At 56.0% G+C, this 18,247-nt stretch carries 12 protein-coding genes; 9 read left to right on the top strand and 3 right to left on the bottom strand.

The window, feature by feature from the left end:
• Both V2154_RS15535 and V2154_RS15530 read left to right on the top strand, forming a co-directional pair.
• Positions 1-732 carry an SDR family NAD(P)-dependent oxidoreductase gene (locus V2154_RS15535; RefSeq protein WP_353502967.1) on the top strand — a complete coding sequence of 244 codons (732 nt, stop codon included), beginning with the start codon at positions 1-3 and terminating at the stop codon, positions 730-732.
• Positions 733-745: 13 nt separating this feature from the next.
• Positions 746-946 carry a tautomerase family protein gene (locus V2154_RS15530; RefSeq protein WP_353502966.1) on the top strand — a complete coding sequence of 67 codons (201 nt, stop codon included), beginning with the start codon at positions 746-748 and terminating at the stop codon, positions 944-946.
• A 37-nt stretch (positions 947-983) separates the two neighbouring features.
• On the opposite strand, the gene V2154_RS15525 is transcribed toward V2154_RS15530, so the two are convergent.
• Positions 984-1,400 (bottom strand): hypothetical protein, encoded by a 417-nt coding sequence (locus V2154_RS15525; protein ID WP_353502965.1) that lies wholly within the window; start codon positions 1,398-1,400, stop codon positions 984-986.
• Positions 1,401-1,513: 113 nt separating this feature from the next.
• On the opposite strand from V2154_RS15525, the gene V2154_RS15520 reads away from it, so the two are divergent.
• Positions 1,514-2,404 (top strand): LysR substrate-binding domain-containing protein, encoded by an 891-nt coding sequence (locus tag V2154_RS15520; protein ID WP_353502964.1) that lies wholly within the window; start codon positions 1,514-1,516, stop codon positions 2,402-2,404.
• A 40-nt stretch (positions 2,405-2,444) separates the two neighbouring features.
• On the opposite strand, the gene V2154_RS15515 is transcribed toward V2154_RS15520, so the two are convergent.
• Complete coding sequence (locus V2154_RS15515; protein ID WP_353502963.1) at positions 2,445-3,581, bottom strand: ABC transporter substrate-binding protein; 1,137 nt, start codon at positions 3,579-3,581, stop codon at positions 2,445-2,447.
• A gap of 169 nt (positions 3,582-3,750) precedes the next feature.
• Here V2154_RS15515 and V2154_RS15510 point away from each other — a divergent pair, with 169 nt between their 5' ends.
• Positions 3,751-5,928: a TonB-dependent receptor family protein gene (locus V2154_RS15510; RefSeq protein ID WP_353502962.1), complete on the top strand. Its 2,178-nt coding sequence runs from the start codon at positions 3,751-3,753 to the stop codon at positions 5,926-5,928.
• Positions 5,929-6,027: 99 nt separating this feature from the next.
• On the opposite strand, the gene V2154_RS15505 is transcribed toward V2154_RS15510, so the two are convergent.
• On the bottom strand, positions 6,028-7,221 hold the full coding sequence (locus V2154_RS15505; protein ID WP_353502961.1) for a cytochrome P450: 1,194 nt from the start codon (positions 7,219-7,221) through the stop codon (positions 6,028-6,030).
• Positions 7,222-7,846: 625 nt separating this feature from the next.
• Here V2154_RS15505 and V2154_RS15500 point away from each other — a divergent pair.
• The 5 genes from V2154_RS15500 to V2154_RS15480 all read left to right on the top strand — a co-directional run bounded on the left by V2154_RS15500 (position 7,847) and on the right by V2154_RS15480 (position 18,240).
• The gene (locus V2154_RS15500; RefSeq protein WP_353502960.1) at positions 7,847-9,151 is read left to right on the top strand and encodes an Nramp family divalent metal transporter; all 1,305 of its coding nucleotides are present in this window, start codon (positions 7,847-7,849) and stop codon (positions 9,149-9,151) included.
• Positions 9,152-9,316: 165 nt separating this feature from the next.
• Complete coding sequence (locus V2154_RS15495) at positions 9,317-10,885, top strand: hypothetical protein (protein WP_353502959.1); 1,569 nt, start codon at positions 9,317-9,319, stop codon at positions 10,883-10,885.
• A gap of 57 nt (positions 10,886-10,942) precedes the next feature.
• Positions 10,943-12,502 (top strand): hypothetical protein, encoded by a 1,560-nt coding sequence (locus V2154_RS15490; protein WP_353502958.1) that lies wholly within the window; start codon positions 10,943-10,945, stop codon positions 12,500-12,502.
• A gap of 12 nt (positions 12,503-12,514) precedes the next feature.
• Positions 12,515-12,979, top strand: coding sequence for a CesT family type III secretion system chaperone (locus V2154_RS15485; RefSeq protein WP_353502957.1), 465 nt, complete (start codon positions 12,515-12,517; stop codon positions 12,977-12,979).
• 176 nt (positions 12,980-13,155) lie between these two features.
• Entirely contained in the window at positions 13,156-18,240 is a 5,085-nt protein-coding gene (locus V2154_RS15480) for an AvrE-family type 3 secretion system effector (protein WP_353502956.1), read from the top strand.
• Positions 18,241-18,247: the final 7 nt, after the last annotated feature.

The raw sequence follows: 18,247 nt of genomic DNA, 5'->3' as shown, positions 1-18,247 counted from the left end.
ATGAGTCAACAAACTGTGGTGATCACCGGCGCATCAAGTGGTATTGGTTTTGCACTGGCTGAAGCGTTCTTAAAGCGTGGCGACAATGTGGTGGGCAATGCCCGCACCAGCGAGCGTTTGGCAGAGGCGGCACAAAAACTCGGTAACCCGAAAAACTTCCTCGGCGTGGCAGGGGATATTGCCTTGCCGGACACCACCAAGCGCCTGTTTGACACCGCCCTGGATCAGTTCGGGCGAGTGGATATCTTGATCAACAACGCCGGTATTTTCATCGCCAAGCCGGTGCAGATGTACACCGCCAATGATTTGGACTCGCTGCTGGCGACCAACCTGAAAGGCTTCTTCTTCCCGGCCCAGCGCGCGGCGGAGTTGATGAGCAACCAGCGCAGCGGCCACATCATCAACATCACTGCCAGCCTTGGGGTGCAGCCACTGCGTAAAGTGCCGTCACTGCTGCCGGTAATGGTGAAAGGGGGTCTGAACGCGGCGACGCAGTCACTGGCGCTGGAGCTGGCGGATAAAAACGTGCAGGTCAATGCCGTGGCGCCGGGCGTGATTGAAACTCCGCTGCACAGCGGCGGCGACGGCGTATTCCTGCGCTCGTTGTCACCCGCCGGGCGCACCGGAAGTACCGACGACGTGGTCGATGCGGTGTTGTATCTGGTGGATGCGAAATTCACCTCCGGCGTGGTGTTGCCGGTCGATGGCGGCTCGACCGCTGGCGTTTGGTAACAGGAGATAGGCTATGCCATTCATTAATATACAAGTTACCCGCGAAGGGGTGACCGCCGAGCAGAAAGCCGCGCTGATCGCCGGGGCGACAGATTTGCTGGTGAAAGTGCTGAACAAAGATCCGCAAACCACCTTTGTGATCATTGACGAAGTGGATACCGACAACTGGGGCGTGGCGGGTGAAACCATTACGGTGAGGCGTAAACGCGGATAGTCAGGCTAGGGCGAGGCGGCTTGATTGAGCCTCGCCGTTAACTGCTGGCCCATTTGACCACTATCCGCTGGTTGGGGCCTTTTATACATTCCACCTCTTTTTGATTTTTATTTTCATCGCGATATATAAAGAAGTAGCGGTTTTTTATTTTATTGACCAACAACATGTCATTATTTCTAAATTGATACACCGTCAACACATCCCCGCTTTTATCCGTGTAGCTGGCCGGGCGCGGCGCGACAATAAATCCCTCACTCCAGAGTAGGGTCGTTATCACATAATCTGTAATACTGACCGTCATATCCCCTCTGCCCGGACAATTAAGGGCGTATTGCTGCATTGCGTAAATAGAAGAAGAGTACAGGCTGCAACACAGTGTGAGGAGTAACATGCTGAGTAATTTGGTTTTTTTCACTCCGTGATTATTCTTTCTCTCTCCATGAATAATTGACATCTTATTTCCACTTGGCCGGTACTCTGTATTAGTCTTAGGACCAGCAAGGTATAGGAAATATTTAACTGAGTGAACCCTGCTGAGGTTTAAACAGTATTAACTTGAGGTTTAGTATGAATAAGCTAAAAGCTATGGAGGTATTTATCTCTGTTGTTGAAGAGGGGAGCTTTACCGGCGCGGCCAAAAAAGAAGATATGTCCGTGGTGATGGTGGCGAAATATATCAATAACCTCGAAAAGACTTTAAAAACGGATTTATTGCAAAGAACCACCCGTAGCATGATGGTGACCTCCGCCGGGCAGCTGTTTTATGAGTCAGCGCAGGGGATTATCGCCAACGTCAACCAAGCCTATGAGGCGATGGAAGGGCTGAACAATGAGCCGCAGGGCTTATTACGCATCAGCGCGCCGATGACCGTCGGAAAAGAGATTGTCGGGCCGATTGTGGCGGAATTCATGCAGCTTTACCCCAAAGTTCGAGTTGAACTGGTGCTCAATAACAGCGTGGCGGACCTGATTGCCGAAAGCTATGACTGCGCCTTTCGCATCGGCGATTTGAAAGATTACGCTTTGGTGGCCAAGCCGCTGTTTCTCTATCGGATGATTATTTGCGCCACGCCGGAATACCTGCGCCAGCACGGCACGCCCACCGCGCCCGAGGGGCTTAGTCAGCATCGCCTGCTGATCCATTCGACGTGGAATTCGCGCTTTGCCTGGAACCTGCGCGAAGGGGAGAGTGACATCGCCTGGCCGAATAATTGGGTGATGAAATCCAACGACGGCTATGCCCTGCGCGACGCGGCGCTGGCCAGTAATGGCATTCTGATGCAGCCGCATTTTCTGGTGCAGGATGAAATAGCCAGTGGCAAATTGGTTACGCTGTTAGAGGACTTTCTACCTAAGCCGCGCCCCGTTCATTTGCTCTACGCGCCGAAGAAAAACGACGTGCCCAAGCTGGATAAGTTTGTGCAATTTGTGGTGGAGAAGTGCGAAGGGATGATGTGAAGAGAGGATTCGCCGAATCCTCTCTGCTCACTAAAATCAGTTACTGAGGCTTAGCTGCCAGCCAGAACAGCCCTTTCGACGGCTGGTGCAAGAACTCTTTATGCACCATATCCAAATCGGCCTGCGGGTCGAGATCTTTGAACAGCTCCGGATGCAGGAACTTGGCGATAGCTTCAATAGCAAAGATGTTCAGCGGGCTATCGTAATACTGATGATAAACCGCCAGCACCCGATGCTGCTTGATGGAATCCAGCACGTTGACGCCGTTGCGCGCCATCAGCTTGTCCAGACGTTGCGCCGAAAGCGCGGCGTCAGCGTTGTAGCCCAAAGGCACGCCGATGCTCTCTTTAAAGCTGCTGCTCCAGTCCGCGCCGGTCATCAGGTAAGCATCCGGCTTGCTGGTGATCAGCTGCTCCAGATTAATGGTGCCGCTTTTGCCCGCAAACAGCGCGCTGCCCAGATTCACCCCGCCCGCGGTTTGAATAAACTCCCCAAAGCTGCCTTTTCCATAGGTAAAACAGCACTCTTCGCCGGTCATGCCCGCGTGACGTTCGATAAACACTTTTGGCTTCTGCTGGTCGGTCAGGGTCGCTACGCGCTGGTTAATCATGTCGATGCGCGACTGGTAGAAGTGTAAAAAGCCTTCGGTTTGCTGCTCATTGCCCAGCGCCTGACCTAACAGGCGAATGCTCGGCACGGTATTGGTCAGCGGATGCAGGCGGAAATCGATAAACACCACCGGCACGCCAATCTTGGTTAACTGCTCAAGAACCCGGCTCTCTTCCAGTTTCTTCTTTACGCCCGCATCAAAAATAATTAAGTCAGGCTTCAAACCAACGGTCTTCTCCACGCTGAAATCGCTGTAGTAGGCGTTCTCCAGCATCGGCAATTTTGCCAGTTCCGGGTAGTCGTTCTGGTAAAGCGTGAACAGATCCGGGGCCTTGGCTTTTAGCGCGTTGTCCCAGGCGATGATTGACTCGAACGGCTTAGTCGGATGAACAAGCTGAAGAGCTTGTATCGCGCGTGAGTCGGCCAAGATGACGCGTTCAGCAGGCTTTGGTAAGACCACTTGCCGGCCGGTGACATCGGTCAGCGTAATGGGGTCAGCCTGAGCAACAAAAGACACCAGACTACTCAGTCCTAATAACAGCAGGGCCGGCAATGTTTTCGCGAGCATAAGAGGTCTTCCTGAAAGGCGGCTTGAATGGGGATAAATCTTCAAAAAACACAGTATTTACTAATACTTACACTCCTGATTATAATGCAAACAATTCTCATTACAATTAGCATTAAACATACGTTCTTTACCTAAAGTTAACACTTTTTATAACAGGAAAAAACAAGATATGTCAGCGCGTTACCGCCTTTCAGTCCTTGCCACGGCCGTGGCCATCGCACTTCCTTATTACGCATCAGCAGCCGACACCAAAACGCCAACCACAGCAACGCCATCGACAACCGCCACGCCGGAAGACAGAACGGATTCTGTGACCGTGGTAGGTAACTGGTTAGACAGCGGCGACAATGAAACGGCGGTGCTCGATCACCCTGGCGCGCGGACTATTATCGACCAAAAGCAGATCCGTGAAAAAGGGGCTGAAACCATTGGCGAAGCGTTGCGCGGCACGCCGGGCGTTCAGGTACAGGAAAACAACGGCACCGGCGGTAGTGACATATCTCTGAACATCGGCGTGCGTGGCTTAACCTCTCGCCTCTCCCCGCGTTCCACCATCATGATGGACGGCGTACCTTTGGCGGTGGCGCCTTATGGTCAGCCACAGCTCTCCATGGCACCTCTGTCTATGGGCAACATCCAGTCGATTGATGTGATTCGCGGCGGCGCGGCGGTGCGCTACGGGCCGCAGAACGTCGGCGGGGTGATTAACTTCGTTTCCAAAGACATTCCTAAAACCTTCGGCGGCGATGTCAGCACCCAAACTGAAGGCGCGGCGCACGGCGGCTTGAAAACCTTAACCAGCGCCTCGGTGGGCGGCACGGCTGATAACGGCTTAGGCGCGGAGTTGCTCTATTCCGGCCTGCATGGTCAGGGTTATCGCGAAAATAACGATAACACCGACATCGATGATTTCATGTTCAAAACCAAATACAACTTCACTGAAAAAGATGAGTTGTTGGCTAATTTCCATTACTACAACGCCAGCGCCGGTATGCCGGGCGGCCTGACCGCGCAGCAGTATAAAGACAACCCGTTCCAGTCGGTGCGCCGTTTTGACCAGTTCGAAGGGCGTCGTCAGGATATGTCCTTCAAATACCGTCATCAGGAAGACAACAGCCAGTTCGAATTGCTGACTTACTTCACCAAAAGCTTCCGTAGCAGCGACATCGGCTCTACCGGCGCAGGGGCCAACGCTGGCCTGAGCCGTTTCAGCGCCGCGCCGCGTAACTACACCACTTACGCTATCGAGCCAACTTACTCGCAGCTGTTCCGCTTCTGGGATATGGCGCACGAAGTGACCATCGGCTATCGCTACTTGAACGAAACCTCTGACGAGAAGGGCTATCGCTCCGGCTGGTATGATCCAAGCACCACTTACTCCGCGCCGGATTCACGCGCCACTTACTACCAGCACTCTTCCGGCGGCAGCGAAGCTCACGCGGCCTACATTGATGATGCGATGAACTTCGGCAACTGGACCGTAACGCCGGGCCTGCGCTATGAAAGTATCAAAACTCACGTTGATGATGGCTTCCTGCAAATCTCGCGTGAGAAGCAGTACAGCGAGCCGCTGCCTTCCGTCAATGTGATGTACCACCTGACCGATTCGTGGAAGCTGTTTGCGAACGCCAACACCTCCTTCGGCAGCTTACAATACTTCCAGCTGACTCGTGGTGGCAGCGGCGGCCAGCCAGCGCCGGGCCTCGAGCCAGAGAAAGCCAAGACCTACGAAATCGGTACTCACTATGATGATACCGTGGTTAAAGCTGAGCTGACGGCGTTCTACATCGACTTCGACAACCAGCTTCAGTACATCAACAACACCATCGGCTGGACCTCTCTCGGCGCGACCAAACACAAAGGTGTGGAACTGGCGCTGAGCTATGATCTGAGCGAACTGAGCCATGCACTGGATGGCGCAAGCGTCTACAGTTCATACACTTACACCAAAGCGACCTCGGTCAACGGTGAGTTTGCCGGTAAAGACTTGCCGTTCTACTCCCGCCAGGTTTTCACCGTGGGGACCCGTTATGAAGTGGGGAGCTGGGTGTGGAATGTGGACGGCTTCGCGCAGTCCAAGCAGCGTTCACCTGGCTCTGCTGACTCCGGCAACGGCTATATCACCGACGAATCTGCCGATGGCCAATATGGCGACATCATGGGCTACATGACCTGGAATGCTCGCGGCGAGTATGACTTCGGACCACGCTGGTCGCACCTGACCGTCGGCGCAGGGATTAAAAACCTGTTTGATGAGCGCTATTTCACTCGCTCCACCGACAACAACAGCGGCAAATATGTTGGTGAACCTCGCACTTACTTCATGCAGGCCTCCATCAAATTCTAATAAAATTAAGCCACTTAGCGGTGGCTTACTCAATAAAAATCCCCCGAGGGCTAGCGCCTGCGGGGGATTTTTTTATGATTTAAAGACAGGTTTCGAAGATTAGAAGCTGGCGATCAACTTACTGACGCCACGCAGGTTAGCGCGCGGGATCCACTCCAGATTATCCAGATCCTGCAATTGCAGATTAGGCAGGCGAGTCAGCAAGACGCTGAGTGCCGATTCCAGCTCAATCAGTGCCAAGCGATGCCCCATGCAGTGATGAATGCCCGCGCCAAAAGCCAGTGAGCGCCCAAGGCGACGAGTAATGTCGAGCTGCTCCGGCTGATCGAATTGCCCGGCATCGCGGTTGGCGGCGCCGATCAGTAGCAGAATCATCGCCCCTTTCGGCACTTTAACTCCGTCGATCTCCACCTCTTCCAGCGCGGTGCGCATGGTCATTTGTACCGAACTGTCGTAGCGCAGACACTCCAGCACGGCATTCGTCAGCAGCTCTGGGTTGTGCTTAATCTGCGCCAACTGCTCGGGGTGGCGGAACAGGGCAATCAGCGAGTTGCTGATCATATTGGTGGTGGTTTCATGCCCGGCCAGGAACAGCAGCACCACGTTGGAGACAATCTCATCGTGGGTCAGGGTTTCGCCGCCGTCATTGATATGCACCAACAGGGAGATCAGATCATCACCCGGCTGCTCGCGGCGCTGGTGGATCACCGCCGAGAAGTACTCATCCAGCACGCTAAAGGCTTCGTTGGCCTGCATGATCTCCTCTTCACTGATTGAGGGATCGAAGGCTTTCACCAGCAGGCCGGTGGCAAGGCCGAGCTTGGTGGCGTCACTCACCGGCACGTCGAGCATTTTACAGATGATGCGCACCGGCAGGGGGAAGGCGAAGTCCTTGGTCAGATCCAAAGTGCCTTGGTCTTCAATCTGGTCAATCAGCTCATGGGCGATTGCGAGCGCCATTTCGCGCAGTGAGTCGATTTTTCGCACGTTGAACGCCTTCATCATTAGCCCGCGAATGCGGCTGTGATCCGGCGGATTCAGCATCAGGAACATGCGGCTAAAGGCGCTAAACAGCGGGATGCTGTCGGCTTTGTCTCCATAGCGAATACGCACGGTATCCATATAGCTTTTACCAATTCGCTTGTCGCTGAACAGGGCGTCGACCGTGGCGAATTGGGTGGCGAGGAAGGTATTTGGCCCAACCTGCAGCAGCGGCCCGCTGGCGCGCAGCTTTTGGTAAAACGGGTAGGGGTTTGCGATAAATTCGGGTGACGAAAGGTCTTTTAATTGCATGGCAGGGTACTCCCGGGTGAGTAAAAAAGGCGCTCTGTAGCTGAGTGGAAAATAATCACTAAAGAGCACTAAAAAATTATTGTTATTGGTCATCCTCCCTCATGTTTTAGCGGGATAGATGCAATGAAGTAGCGTAATTCTGCGAAGCTTTATAAAACCTGATGGCAGTTATTTTCTGTATAAATAAGCCATGGGGTGGCAGAAAATAAACTGCGAGGTGAAAGGGTGTCAATTAAGAAAAGGTGAAGATTTTGCGTCTAATCATTTCACTCAAAAAATCACTAAATATCTATAATTATTGAAGATTTGAACAGGTTGGATTTGGCATTTTAAGGCCGATATTCCCGCTGACTTAATTCAAATGATTCGCCTAAACGGCTTTTTAATTCTATTCGCTGTCTTTTAACTGTCATATTTAAAATATTGCCTATCGATTTCATCGGTAAAAAAAATCATTCCATTTTCATAATCTCGCGCATTTTCTGGATTTTCATATTTTGAAACATAATGTCCCTAATAACCACCAAACTAAGCTTGCGCCATAGAGTATAGCCAATGCTATATTCGTTACAGCCGGGTGAAAACTACACAAAAAAATAACAAGCAAGAACAGGGTAGGTGCAGGATGAGTGGAACAAGCCAGAGTTCTTCCTTAACTGAAAGAACCAACGCCGCGATCGATAACGCGCTGTCGGGCCGCAAAAGCGGTTTGATGACGCCGTTGCTGTTCGCCGGTCCGGCGGTGATCGCCTCGATCGCTTATATGGATCCGGGGAATTTTGCGACCAATATTCAGGCCGGATCGCGCTACGGCTATACGCTGCTGTGGGTAGTGGTGATGGCGAATATCATCGCCATGCTGTTTCAGGCGCTCTCCGCCAAGCTTGGGATCGTCACCAACAAAAACTTAGCCGAAATGTGCCGCGACCAGTTCCCCAAACCTGTGGTGTGGGGCATGTGGGGCGTCAGCGAAGTGGCGGCCATGGCGACGGATCTCGCCGAATTCCTCGGCGGCGCGCTGGCGCTCTCTCTGCTATTCCATATGCCGCTGCTGGTCGGCATGGGCATTACGGCGATCATTACCTATGCCTTGCTGATGGTGGAAAAACGCGGTTTCCGGCCGATTGAGCTGATGATTGGCGGGCTGGTCGCCATCATCGCCCTGTGTTATTTGGTGGAAATGTTTATCGTGCCGGTCGATTGGGCCGCCGCCGGGCTGGGAATGATCACCCCACAGCTGCCGGACGCGCAGGCGCTGACCATTTCAGTGGGGATCATCGGCGCGACCGTCATGCCGCACGCCATTTTCCTGCATTCGGGGCTGACCCAGCATCGCACCCACGCCAAGAATCAGGGCGAACGCCGCAAACTGCTGCGCTTTTCTAATATCGAAGTGGTGATTGCCCTGAGTATCGCCGGTTTGGTGAATATCGCCATGGTGATCATGGCCTCCAGCGCTTTCCACGCCGGGCACAGCGACGTGGCGGAAATCGAAACGGCTTACCATACTCTGACACCGTTGCTGGGGATTGGCGCGGCGGGCTTCTTCCTGCTCTCGCTGATCGCCTCCGGTATTTCCAGTTCGGTGGTCGGTACAATGGCCGGGCAGATGATCATGCAGGGCTTTGTGGGCTTCCGTATTCCTATCTGGCTGCGGCGTCTGGTAACGATGATCCCGGCCTTTGTGGTGGTGGCGCTGGGGGTGAATGCCACCGATGCTTTGGTATACAGCCAAGTGGTGCTCAGTCTGGCGCTGCCCGCGCCGATGATTGCGCTGGTGATGTTCACCCGCCGTCGCGACATTATGGGCGAGTTCGTCAACAGCCGCCTGACTGCGGGGATCTCCATTCTTGGCACCGTGGTGATTGTGGCGCTGAATATCATCCTGCTGCTGCAAATTTTTGGGGTGAACATCCCCGGTCTGGAATAAACCTTAACCCCGCCTCTCTTGCTTCTTCCCCTTGGCTTTCGCGCGATTGATTCGCTGAGCCAAGGGGGAACTTTTCCGCCCAGACCTCCACATAACCAAGACCCGCGCGCGCGGCATGGCTCTGCTTTGTGCCTCGCGCCTTCTGCGTTTTGTCCGGAGGCATTTATGAATTCAGCCATCAGTTCTGTACCTCTTCCATCCATGGTGAAAACCTCCGGGGCCGGCTCCAGCTCGGGGCCGAGCGGCAGCACCAAGGCCAGCGGATTTACCGCCGCCGGGCAAGCGAAACAGGTGAGCGTTTCTTCCAAAGGTTCTGGCGCGATGGCGTCGGAGTGGAAAATGTCTGCCTCGGATGAGCAGGGCAAAGCTTCGGCGCAGGACGCGGGCGGGCTGAAAAGCGTCACGCCGCGCTCGCGTGAGGGCAAAGCTTTTGTCGGCGCGGAGGGTGAGGATCAGGCGGCGCGGCTGGTCACTTACGCCATGCGCCGCAATATGGGGCAGAAAATCCATAAACAGATGCTGGCGGAAGGGGCGCGTTGGGATGATTTGACGCCAGAAACCACCGTCAAATCTCTGTCGCGCGAAAACATCAAAGGCCTGCACATTCGCTTGCAGGGGCCAGCCTTGGATAAGCCGCTGGCCCCTTATGAAAAAGCCTTTATGAAGCGACTGCTGGAGTCGCCGCTCAGCATTACCCACGCCACCAATGCGCTGGATAAAGTGCAAAATACCGACACCGGCGTGGTGTCGCTCTCCTCGCGGCAAAAGCTGGTGCGCGACGGCGTGCCCTTCCCGAAAGATAACACCTCGAAAATGGATATTCAGGCGCTGGCCAACGACGACAACGTGTTTTTTGCGCTGGAATCGGGGGAAAAACTTCAGAAGCCGTCCAGCCGTTTCGGCAAAAGCGTGATGCGCTTTGACCTGGATTCACCGGCGGTGCAGCAGCACGCCACGCTGCACCTGTTTGACGTGCTCAACGGTTTCCCCGAGGCGGTCAAACATCTCAACACATTGAAAAGCTTACCCCACCGCGACCAGATGCAGACCGCGCACATGTTGGATAAGCACGAGCATTCGCGCTATGGCATGGACCCGAAGGGCAGTCTGTTTCAAGGCAAGGATATGAAGCGCGGCCTCGGGTTGGCGATCATCGACCGAACCCGCGCACTGCCAGAAGGGCTGCGGGCCAGCATTCTGGAGAAAGAGGACATTAACGCCCTGATCAACGGCCTGTTCCGCCCGCAGGTGCTGGTGCCGCGTATGTTTGTCGGCAAGCCGACCGATATCAGCGAGGTGGAAAATATTCGCTCGGCGGCGGTGGATGCCGGTGCGCTCGACGCCTTGCTGACTTCCTATCTGGATGCGGCAGACTCCGACAGCGACTCCGAAAGTGATGAGGAGAGCCTGCTCAGTGATTATGACCTGCCCACCTATGGCAGCGCCGCGCCCTTTAGCTATGACGACAGCTCTGACGAAGAATTCCCAATGGGCTCCCACGCCACCTCGGCGGCCATTCCGCCGTTTATTCCGGATGCCTCTTTCCTCTCTTCGTCGCCGACCAGTTCATCTTCCGGCGGCGGAAATCCGCTGTTGGGCACGCAGTCACCCGGCTCAGTTTCCTCCTCATCTTCCTCCGGTTCTTTCCGCGCGCCGTCGGACACCGACGCCGCCGACACCCTGCTGGAGATGATGAACGCCTTTGCGGCCGAAGATGCGCAGGCACTTTTATGATCCACACTGTGATGTTTTTCGTTGAAGCCAGCACCAGCCGTATGCGGGAGGTTTGTTATGAGCTCTGCCATTAATTCTATGCCCAAGCTGGCGTCAGTTGCGCCGCTGAATATTTCGAAACCCGGCCCTAGCTCGGGCACCGCCAAGGCCAGCAGCCAGACGGCCGCCGGGCAGGCCAAGCAGGTTAGCGTTTCCTCACACGGCGCGGGGGCGCTGGCGTCGAAATGGGACATGTTCCCGATTCAGGAAGATGACGAAGGGGAGGCGCATCAGGCCGGTGCGCTGAAAAGCGTCTCCACCCGCGAGCGCCCGGTGAGGAACTACACCGAAGATGAGGCGGCGAAGATGGTGACTTACGCCATGCGCCGCAATATGGGGCAGAAAATCAACAAAGAGATGTTGGCCCGAGGCACCCACTGGCGCGGGGTGCCGAGCAACAGTTCGGTCGATAAACTCTCCCGCGAGAATCTCAAAAACCTGCATGTCAGGTTGCAGGGGCCGCTGATGAACCAGCCGCTGGCACCTTTCGAACAGGCATTTTTGAAGAAAATGCTCGAGTCGCCGCTGCGCATTACCCACGCCACCAACTCGCTGGATAAAATTAGCGATCCGGCCACCGGCAAGATCTCGCTTTCGTCACGCCAAAAGTTGATCCGCGACGGCGTGGAGTTCCCGCGTGAAAACTCCTCGGCGGCGGATATCGCCGATCTCGCCAACGACGACAACGTGTTCTTTGCGTTGGAATCGGGCGAAGAGCTGCAGAAGAAGTCCAGCCGCTTTGGTAAAGACGTGGTGCGCTTCGACTTCGATTCGCCGAATGTCCAGCAGCACGGCACGCTGCACCTGCTCGACGTGCTGGAAGGACAACTGCCAGACCCGAGCAAACGCTTCGCGACCCTCAATGAGTTGCCGCCGAATGCCAAAAATAATGAAATTTTCGACCTGAATAAGCACGAGCGAAAATTCGATTTTGATGCCAAAAACAGTGTGTTCAAAGGCAGTGATATGAAGCGTGGTATGGCGCTGTCGATCATCGACCGCTGCCGTTCGCTGTCGCCGGGTGTGCGCCAGGATATGCTGGAAAAGGAAGATGTGAACACCTTAATCAACGGCCTGTTCCGCCCGCAGGTGCTGGTGCCGCGCGTGTTTGTCGCTAACCCGACTGACGTGAATGCCATAGTGCCGCCGCGCATGCAGGGTGCCATTCCGGGTGACCCAGCCAAGGCTGCCGCCGCTCCCACGGAAAGCGTTAGCGACTCTGAAAGCGATTACGGCCATCTGCCGAGTGACTCGGAAGACGAGGCCGACGACGCCTCCTCCACCAAAGGGTTGATGACCAAGAAGAGCAACGATGCGCCAGCCTTTGGCTATGACTCGGATTCTGACAGCGAGTACAGCCAGCCCTCTGCGCTGCCAAGCCCAACTCTCGGCCCTGGCCCGTCAATTTTTGGGTCGAGCGGTGCCGCGCAGTCGGTGGTGTTTGGCGCGTCCAGCGCGGCGCGGCGCGCGCCCTCGGACACCGACGCGGCGGATACCTTATTAGAAATGATGAACGCGCTGGAGCAAGAGCATGGCAGCGCCTTCCCGAGCGCTCTCGATAATCTAAGCAACCTATAAGGAAGAGTCGAAATGGAACAGGAGGATTTTTACTATCATCTTCAACCACTGTTTGAAGGGCTGGGGGCTGACCCCTCTTCGCTGGGACCGGCGTGGAACTATGAGATAGCCTTTGAGCATTTGCAACTGCACCTCTCAGGGGCCAAAAGCGGGCGCTTGCTGATGGCAACGCGGCTGGGTAAGCCGATGAGCGAGGACGATGGCGAGCTGGGGTGGAAGCTGCTGGAGATGAACGGCTTCAATCAGGAGCTGCCGGCGTTTCATCACAGCGCCACCGCCGACAAATTTATCGTGCTGTGGGTCGAATTGCAGATTGAGAACTGGCAGGGCATTGAGCTGACCGCCATGCTCAACCGCTTTTTATCCCACGCCATGCAGGTCAGTGAACGCCTGCGCCAGCCGTCGGGCAGTCCGAAAGCCAAGAAATTGGTCCCTGCTGCTCATGAGTTAATGATTCGCCAAAGGCATAATTTTTAAAAATTAATAATTGAAGATTTATCGTTAAAAATCATCAAGTTTAGTGCTGTTATCCTGCCCCTTTTCGCCCGAATGCGACCAGGGGCTTGGTTTTTTCTGGAACCAACTCCCTCCCCGCCACACATATTGTGTAGATAAATTAATACTTCCCCCGTAGTTGCATAAGGATTATCACTATGGCACTTAATTTTTCCGCACTGCTTAAACCGAGTCACATGATCAGCAATGCAGATATTGCCCGCCAGCAACAGGGGACAACCTCTGCTAGCCATCTCGCCCAGCAACCCTCCAGGCCACGCCAGACGGGGGGCGGCACCTTAGCTCACAGCGCTACGCCGCGTAACGATATTAAGCAACAAAGCTGTCAGGGGAAGCTGTCTCGCGGCGGCGTGTTTGGACGTTTTTTGCGTTCAAAGCATGAACCCGTTGGTGCGGGCATTCAGGATCTCGCTCCGCCACGCCTGCCTGAGCTTTCCGAACTTAGCACCGCGCTGGGGGTGCCCGGCAGCGACGGCTGGGGAGCGAAAACCCAGGCCGAGCTGAGTGCCGTGGACAACGCGCCGTCGCCGAAGGTCAACGTGGCGCTCAATGGCAAGGGGCAGGCCCACTTTAGCGTGCCGGACGGCAACCCGCCTTTTGACCGGCTGCTCAATGTCACGCTAGGGCGTTCCGAACATAAATATCAGGGTCATGATGCTAGCGATGGTCAGCAAGTGCTGCTGGATACGCGCGGTCGGCTGATCTCTTTGCAGCAGTCGCCGCTGAATTTGGTCGGCATGGTGAATAGCAAAACCTATGAGAAGCCGATAGAAACCCGCACCGGGCGGATGCCGGTATTGCAATCCACTTCGACTGAAAATCATCAGGTTCGCTTGAGTGCCAACAGCCAGCACGCCGAGATCCTCACGCCCGGCGGGCGACCCGCCTCCAGAGCCAAACTGCCTGATGCCGCCATTCAAAGTGAACTGACCGGGATATTTAGCCATCGGACCGCCAAGGGGGAAGAGTCCCTGCGGCTGCATGAGAAAAAGATTTATCGCCACGACGCCGCCAGCGGCGAATGGCAAGTGCACGACGCCTTCGACGGAAAGATGTCCAAGCTCAGCCAGCAGGGCAATGGCCATCTTTATGCCGTTGCCGACGACAAAAAGCTGCTGGATCTGACCACCGGTAAGTCGCTACAGGCACCGGGGAAAATCTCGCAGGTGGCGATGGACGCCAGCGGCCACGCCGTGATCCTCACTGCCGATGAAACCAGCCACGAGCAGCAACTGAGTTTCTACCCGCAGCTGAATGCGCCGATGGCCGCCGCGCAGAAAATGACGATTGCTCCGGCAGGCTTTGCCCCGAGCGCGCTGGCGCTGCACAACAACATGCTCTACGCCACGGACAACATTGGTGAGCTTTATCAGGCGAAGCTTCCGACCAACGGCGGACAGACCATGACCTTTGAGCCGGTGCCTGACGTGCTCAACCAGAACCTGACGATGCAGTTTGGGCAGGGCGTGCGGGTGGAATCCTTGTTCACCGACGACCAGCAGCAGCTGCACGCCAAGTTAAAAGATATGCAGAACCAGCAGCACGCCGTCACGCTTAATGGCAACAACGTGGCGTCGAGCTGGTGTCTCAGCGACAGCATGGTGCTGGATAACCAGAAAGGATTGCCGCGCCCGGAACCCGAAGCTAAGAGCATCATGGATTTCGGCCCGCTCGGACAACTGGCGCTGCACGACGGCAAGGTGCATTACCTCGACCGCGCCACCCAAAGCTGGGTGGCGTCGAAGGAGTCCGCCGAGCAGCTGCGGCGCGGGCAGGACGGCCAGCCGTGGATCCTCAATGAAGGCGAGCTGCGCCGTCTCAAGGTCAACCTGTCGAGTGATGAAATCCGCCACGACAGCAGCTTATTCTCGTTGGGCCGGGTGAAGAACAGCGTCAAGGCCGACCTGCCAGCGGGCGGCTTGGACAAAAAACAGAAAACCGTGGCGATTGATGCGTTATCAGAAGGGCGCTTTGTGGCGCTGAGTGGCGACGGTGACGTGCAATACCAGCAGATTAACAAAGAGAATCGCCGCGAAAAGGTCAGTACCCAAACCCTCAAAGCCGACGCGCTGAAAACCGCCATCGCGGGACTCAACGACGGCGGCAAGGCGGGGAAAATCGTCGATATGGCGCTGGGCAAAAACCAGCAAATGTACCTGCTTAGCGAAGAGGGGGCCTTGTTCAGCCTGCCCGCGACCTCGTGGCAGAAGGGCCAGACGACCGGGCTGGCGCGCGAAAACGTCCCGGCCACCGAACCGAAATTGCCTGCAACGCCTGCGGGCACCCCCGAACCTGAGATTATGGAAGTACCGCGCGAGGGGCCGAAGTACACCTCTCTGACCCAGCGCGGCGCGGACAACTTATTGCTCAGCAATGAAGAGGGCGATCAGGCTACCTTGCATGAAGGCGAATGGAAAAAGGGGCTGGTGGACTTAGACGAGCGCCCTGAAAAACGCGTGGCGGAAGAGGTCTTCCAGCGCCTCGAAGTAGCAACCAAGGACACCCATCTGCCGGGCACCCACATCACGGTGAAGCGCGAGGTCAACATTGCCGGTTCCACTGGGCAAGACGGCCTGCGGGTGCAAACGCCGTTTAAATCGCGGGTGCGCGCCTTCTTGTTCAAACCGACGATGGAAACGCCGCGCCCGGTGAAAAACGCCGGATATTTTCTCCAGCACGGATATGCCGGTCGCGAAGGGCTGCGCCCGGTCTATCAGGAGCAGGGTGAGTTGCTCAATCGCCTGCGCGCCGCCGATCCCGCCACTTCAAAAGAGGGGATTAAAGCACCACGCCCGCCAATCAGTTCGCGCATCGACAGCATGGACTGGACCGGCAACGAAGATTTGAAACGCGCTTTGATTCGCTTCAACCAAGATTTGACCGACGTCTCCAGCCACCACGCCAATCTGCTGGGCCAGCACTATGGCGTGGTGGACAGCAACAACCAGTTAGTTCTCGGCGAAGGTAAAACCAAGAACAGCGGCAGCGGGCGCTTCAACCCGGCCAGTACCCGCGACGGTGAACTGACCGAAAGCCTCAATCGCATGATGCATTATTACCCGTCGAGCGAAAACAGCCCGGCGAACAGCATTCTGTCACTGATGGAAAGCAAGAAGGTGGTGCTTAACCATCAGAAACCGGAGGTGCCTTTTGGCAAGCAGCGCGACACCCACGACGACGTGGGGCTGGTGAAATCGCAGCTGATCCTTACCTCGCTGACTCAGGCCGACATGCATAACCTGCTGACCGAAATGCAGCAGGCGATGACCAAAAAGGGGCCGGAGAAAGAGGCGGCGATGCAAACCCTGCGGTCGAAATTCAACGAGCTGCGCGACATGACCTGGGGTGAAAACCCGATCAAAAAAGCCACTTCCATGGGCTTCGTCAACAACCGCGGTCTGGAAGCCAACTATGACGCCATCAAGTCGATGACCAAGGCGTTCTCTAAAGAGGACCACGGGGTGCACGTCACCAGCCGCAACGTGATGAGCGCCAGCGATAAAGCCGAACTGAACAGCCGCATGAAGGAGACGATTTTGTCGCTGGAGAGTGGCGAAGACATTACTTTCAACCGGGCCTATGGCGCGTCGGGGACCGGCACCATGATCCCCGGCTCGCAAGGCTTTGCCAGCCCCGGCGTGCGGGTCAACGTGGATCGCAGCTACAGCCTGAACTTCTCGCGGGGCGAGACGGGCATCAACGTCAGCTTTGGCCGCAACGGCGGCGGCTCGGGCACGGTATTCGGCGCGGCGGGGTACAACATGCTGACTGATTATCTTCACGAGCACAAAACCGCGCTGGACAGCGAACGCACCCTCTCCCCGGGCTTCCGCCTTGGCGGAACCGTCTCGGCCATGTTGCAGCGGCAGATGCAAAACGGCATCAGCTTTAGCCTCAGCGAAGCCGAGCTGCCGGAGTTTCTGGACGCGCTGACCGAGGGAAACCTTGACCCGCAGGCGCTGATGGATAAAGGGATGGATCACAGCGTGAAGAACGGCAACACCATGCGTATCAGTATGGATATCAACGCCGCCGCCGTCGCCAGCGTCGGCCTGCCAATCACCAACGATCATGAGAAGAACTCGTCAACCAGCGCCCGCTTTGGTGGCGGGGTTTACGCCGGGGCTAACCTGCTCAACGGCACGCGCGAGCGCAGCACCACTCGCCGCGAGGCCAGCGACCAGCAGTCGCAGAGTGACAACCGCCTGCGCGCCTTTAACCAATTTAACGCCGGGGCCAACATCGCCATCCCGGTGGGCGTAAACCAGAAAACCGGTGATGAAACTCACTTGCCGCTGTTTGTCGGGGCAGGGGCCAGCATTCAGGCCTCGGTGGATAACCGCACGCGTCAGAACATCAACCTTCAGCTGAAAGACGTCCAGCCGCTGGCCGACGTGCATATCGACAAGCTGATCAAAACCTTGGGGGATCAGTTCACCGATCCGGCCACCAACAAGCTGCTTGAAGAGTTGAAAGAGGATGAGGGCAAGCTGCCCGCAGAGAAGCTGAAACTGCTGGTGGGCCACTTTAAAACTCAGCTCAATACGCCGTTCGAGCCGGGCACTACGCTGCGCGGCAACGCCCAGCGCGACGCCATCTTGCAGCTGGCGCAGAGCAATCGTCAGCAAATCCTGGCCGAGCGCAAAGGCAAGGAGATCGGCACCGCCGAGTACCGTTCCACTTACAGCAACCTGAGCAAGCTCGACAGCAACAGCTTCTTCCACAACCTGTTCCACATGGTCAGCACCCGGCCATCGGACAGTAACGCCGACCGTATTGCCAAGATGATGGATGACGACCCGCGTCTGAAACAGATGGTGCGCGAGTTGCAGCAAAACAGCAGCACCGAAGCCGTGGTGACGCTGGAGCTGAACGAGTCGCAGAAAGACAAAATGGCCGGTGAATGGCAGGTGGGCGGCATCACCCCGCAAGAAATTGTGGCCGTGCTGAGTAACAGCGACAACCTGCGCATTAAGTCGATTGGCTTTACCCGTTCGCAAAGCAAAGGTGACGGCTTCGCTACCCCGGCCTTCTTGATTGCCGGCTCTAACAGCGCCTCGGTAGCGATGAGCGTCAACCTCGGCAAAATCAACTTTAGCTACGCGGAGGACCAACTCGACCCAACAGGATTCACCCTGGAAGGGAAAATCACCCGTCCAAATGAAGAGATACATCAGGCGCTTTCAGCTACGCAGAAACAGGGTTTTGTTATTAAAGGGTAAGAGTCAG

The sequence above is a fragment of the Ewingella sp. CoE-038-23 genome, assembly GCF_040419245.1.
Lineage (GTDB): Bacteria > Pseudomonadota > Gammaproteobacteria > Enterobacterales > Enterobacteriaceae > Ewingella > Ewingella allii.
The sequence above is the reverse complement of the archived record's forward strand: the minus strand, read 5'-3'. Positions and strand labels throughout refer to the sequence as shown.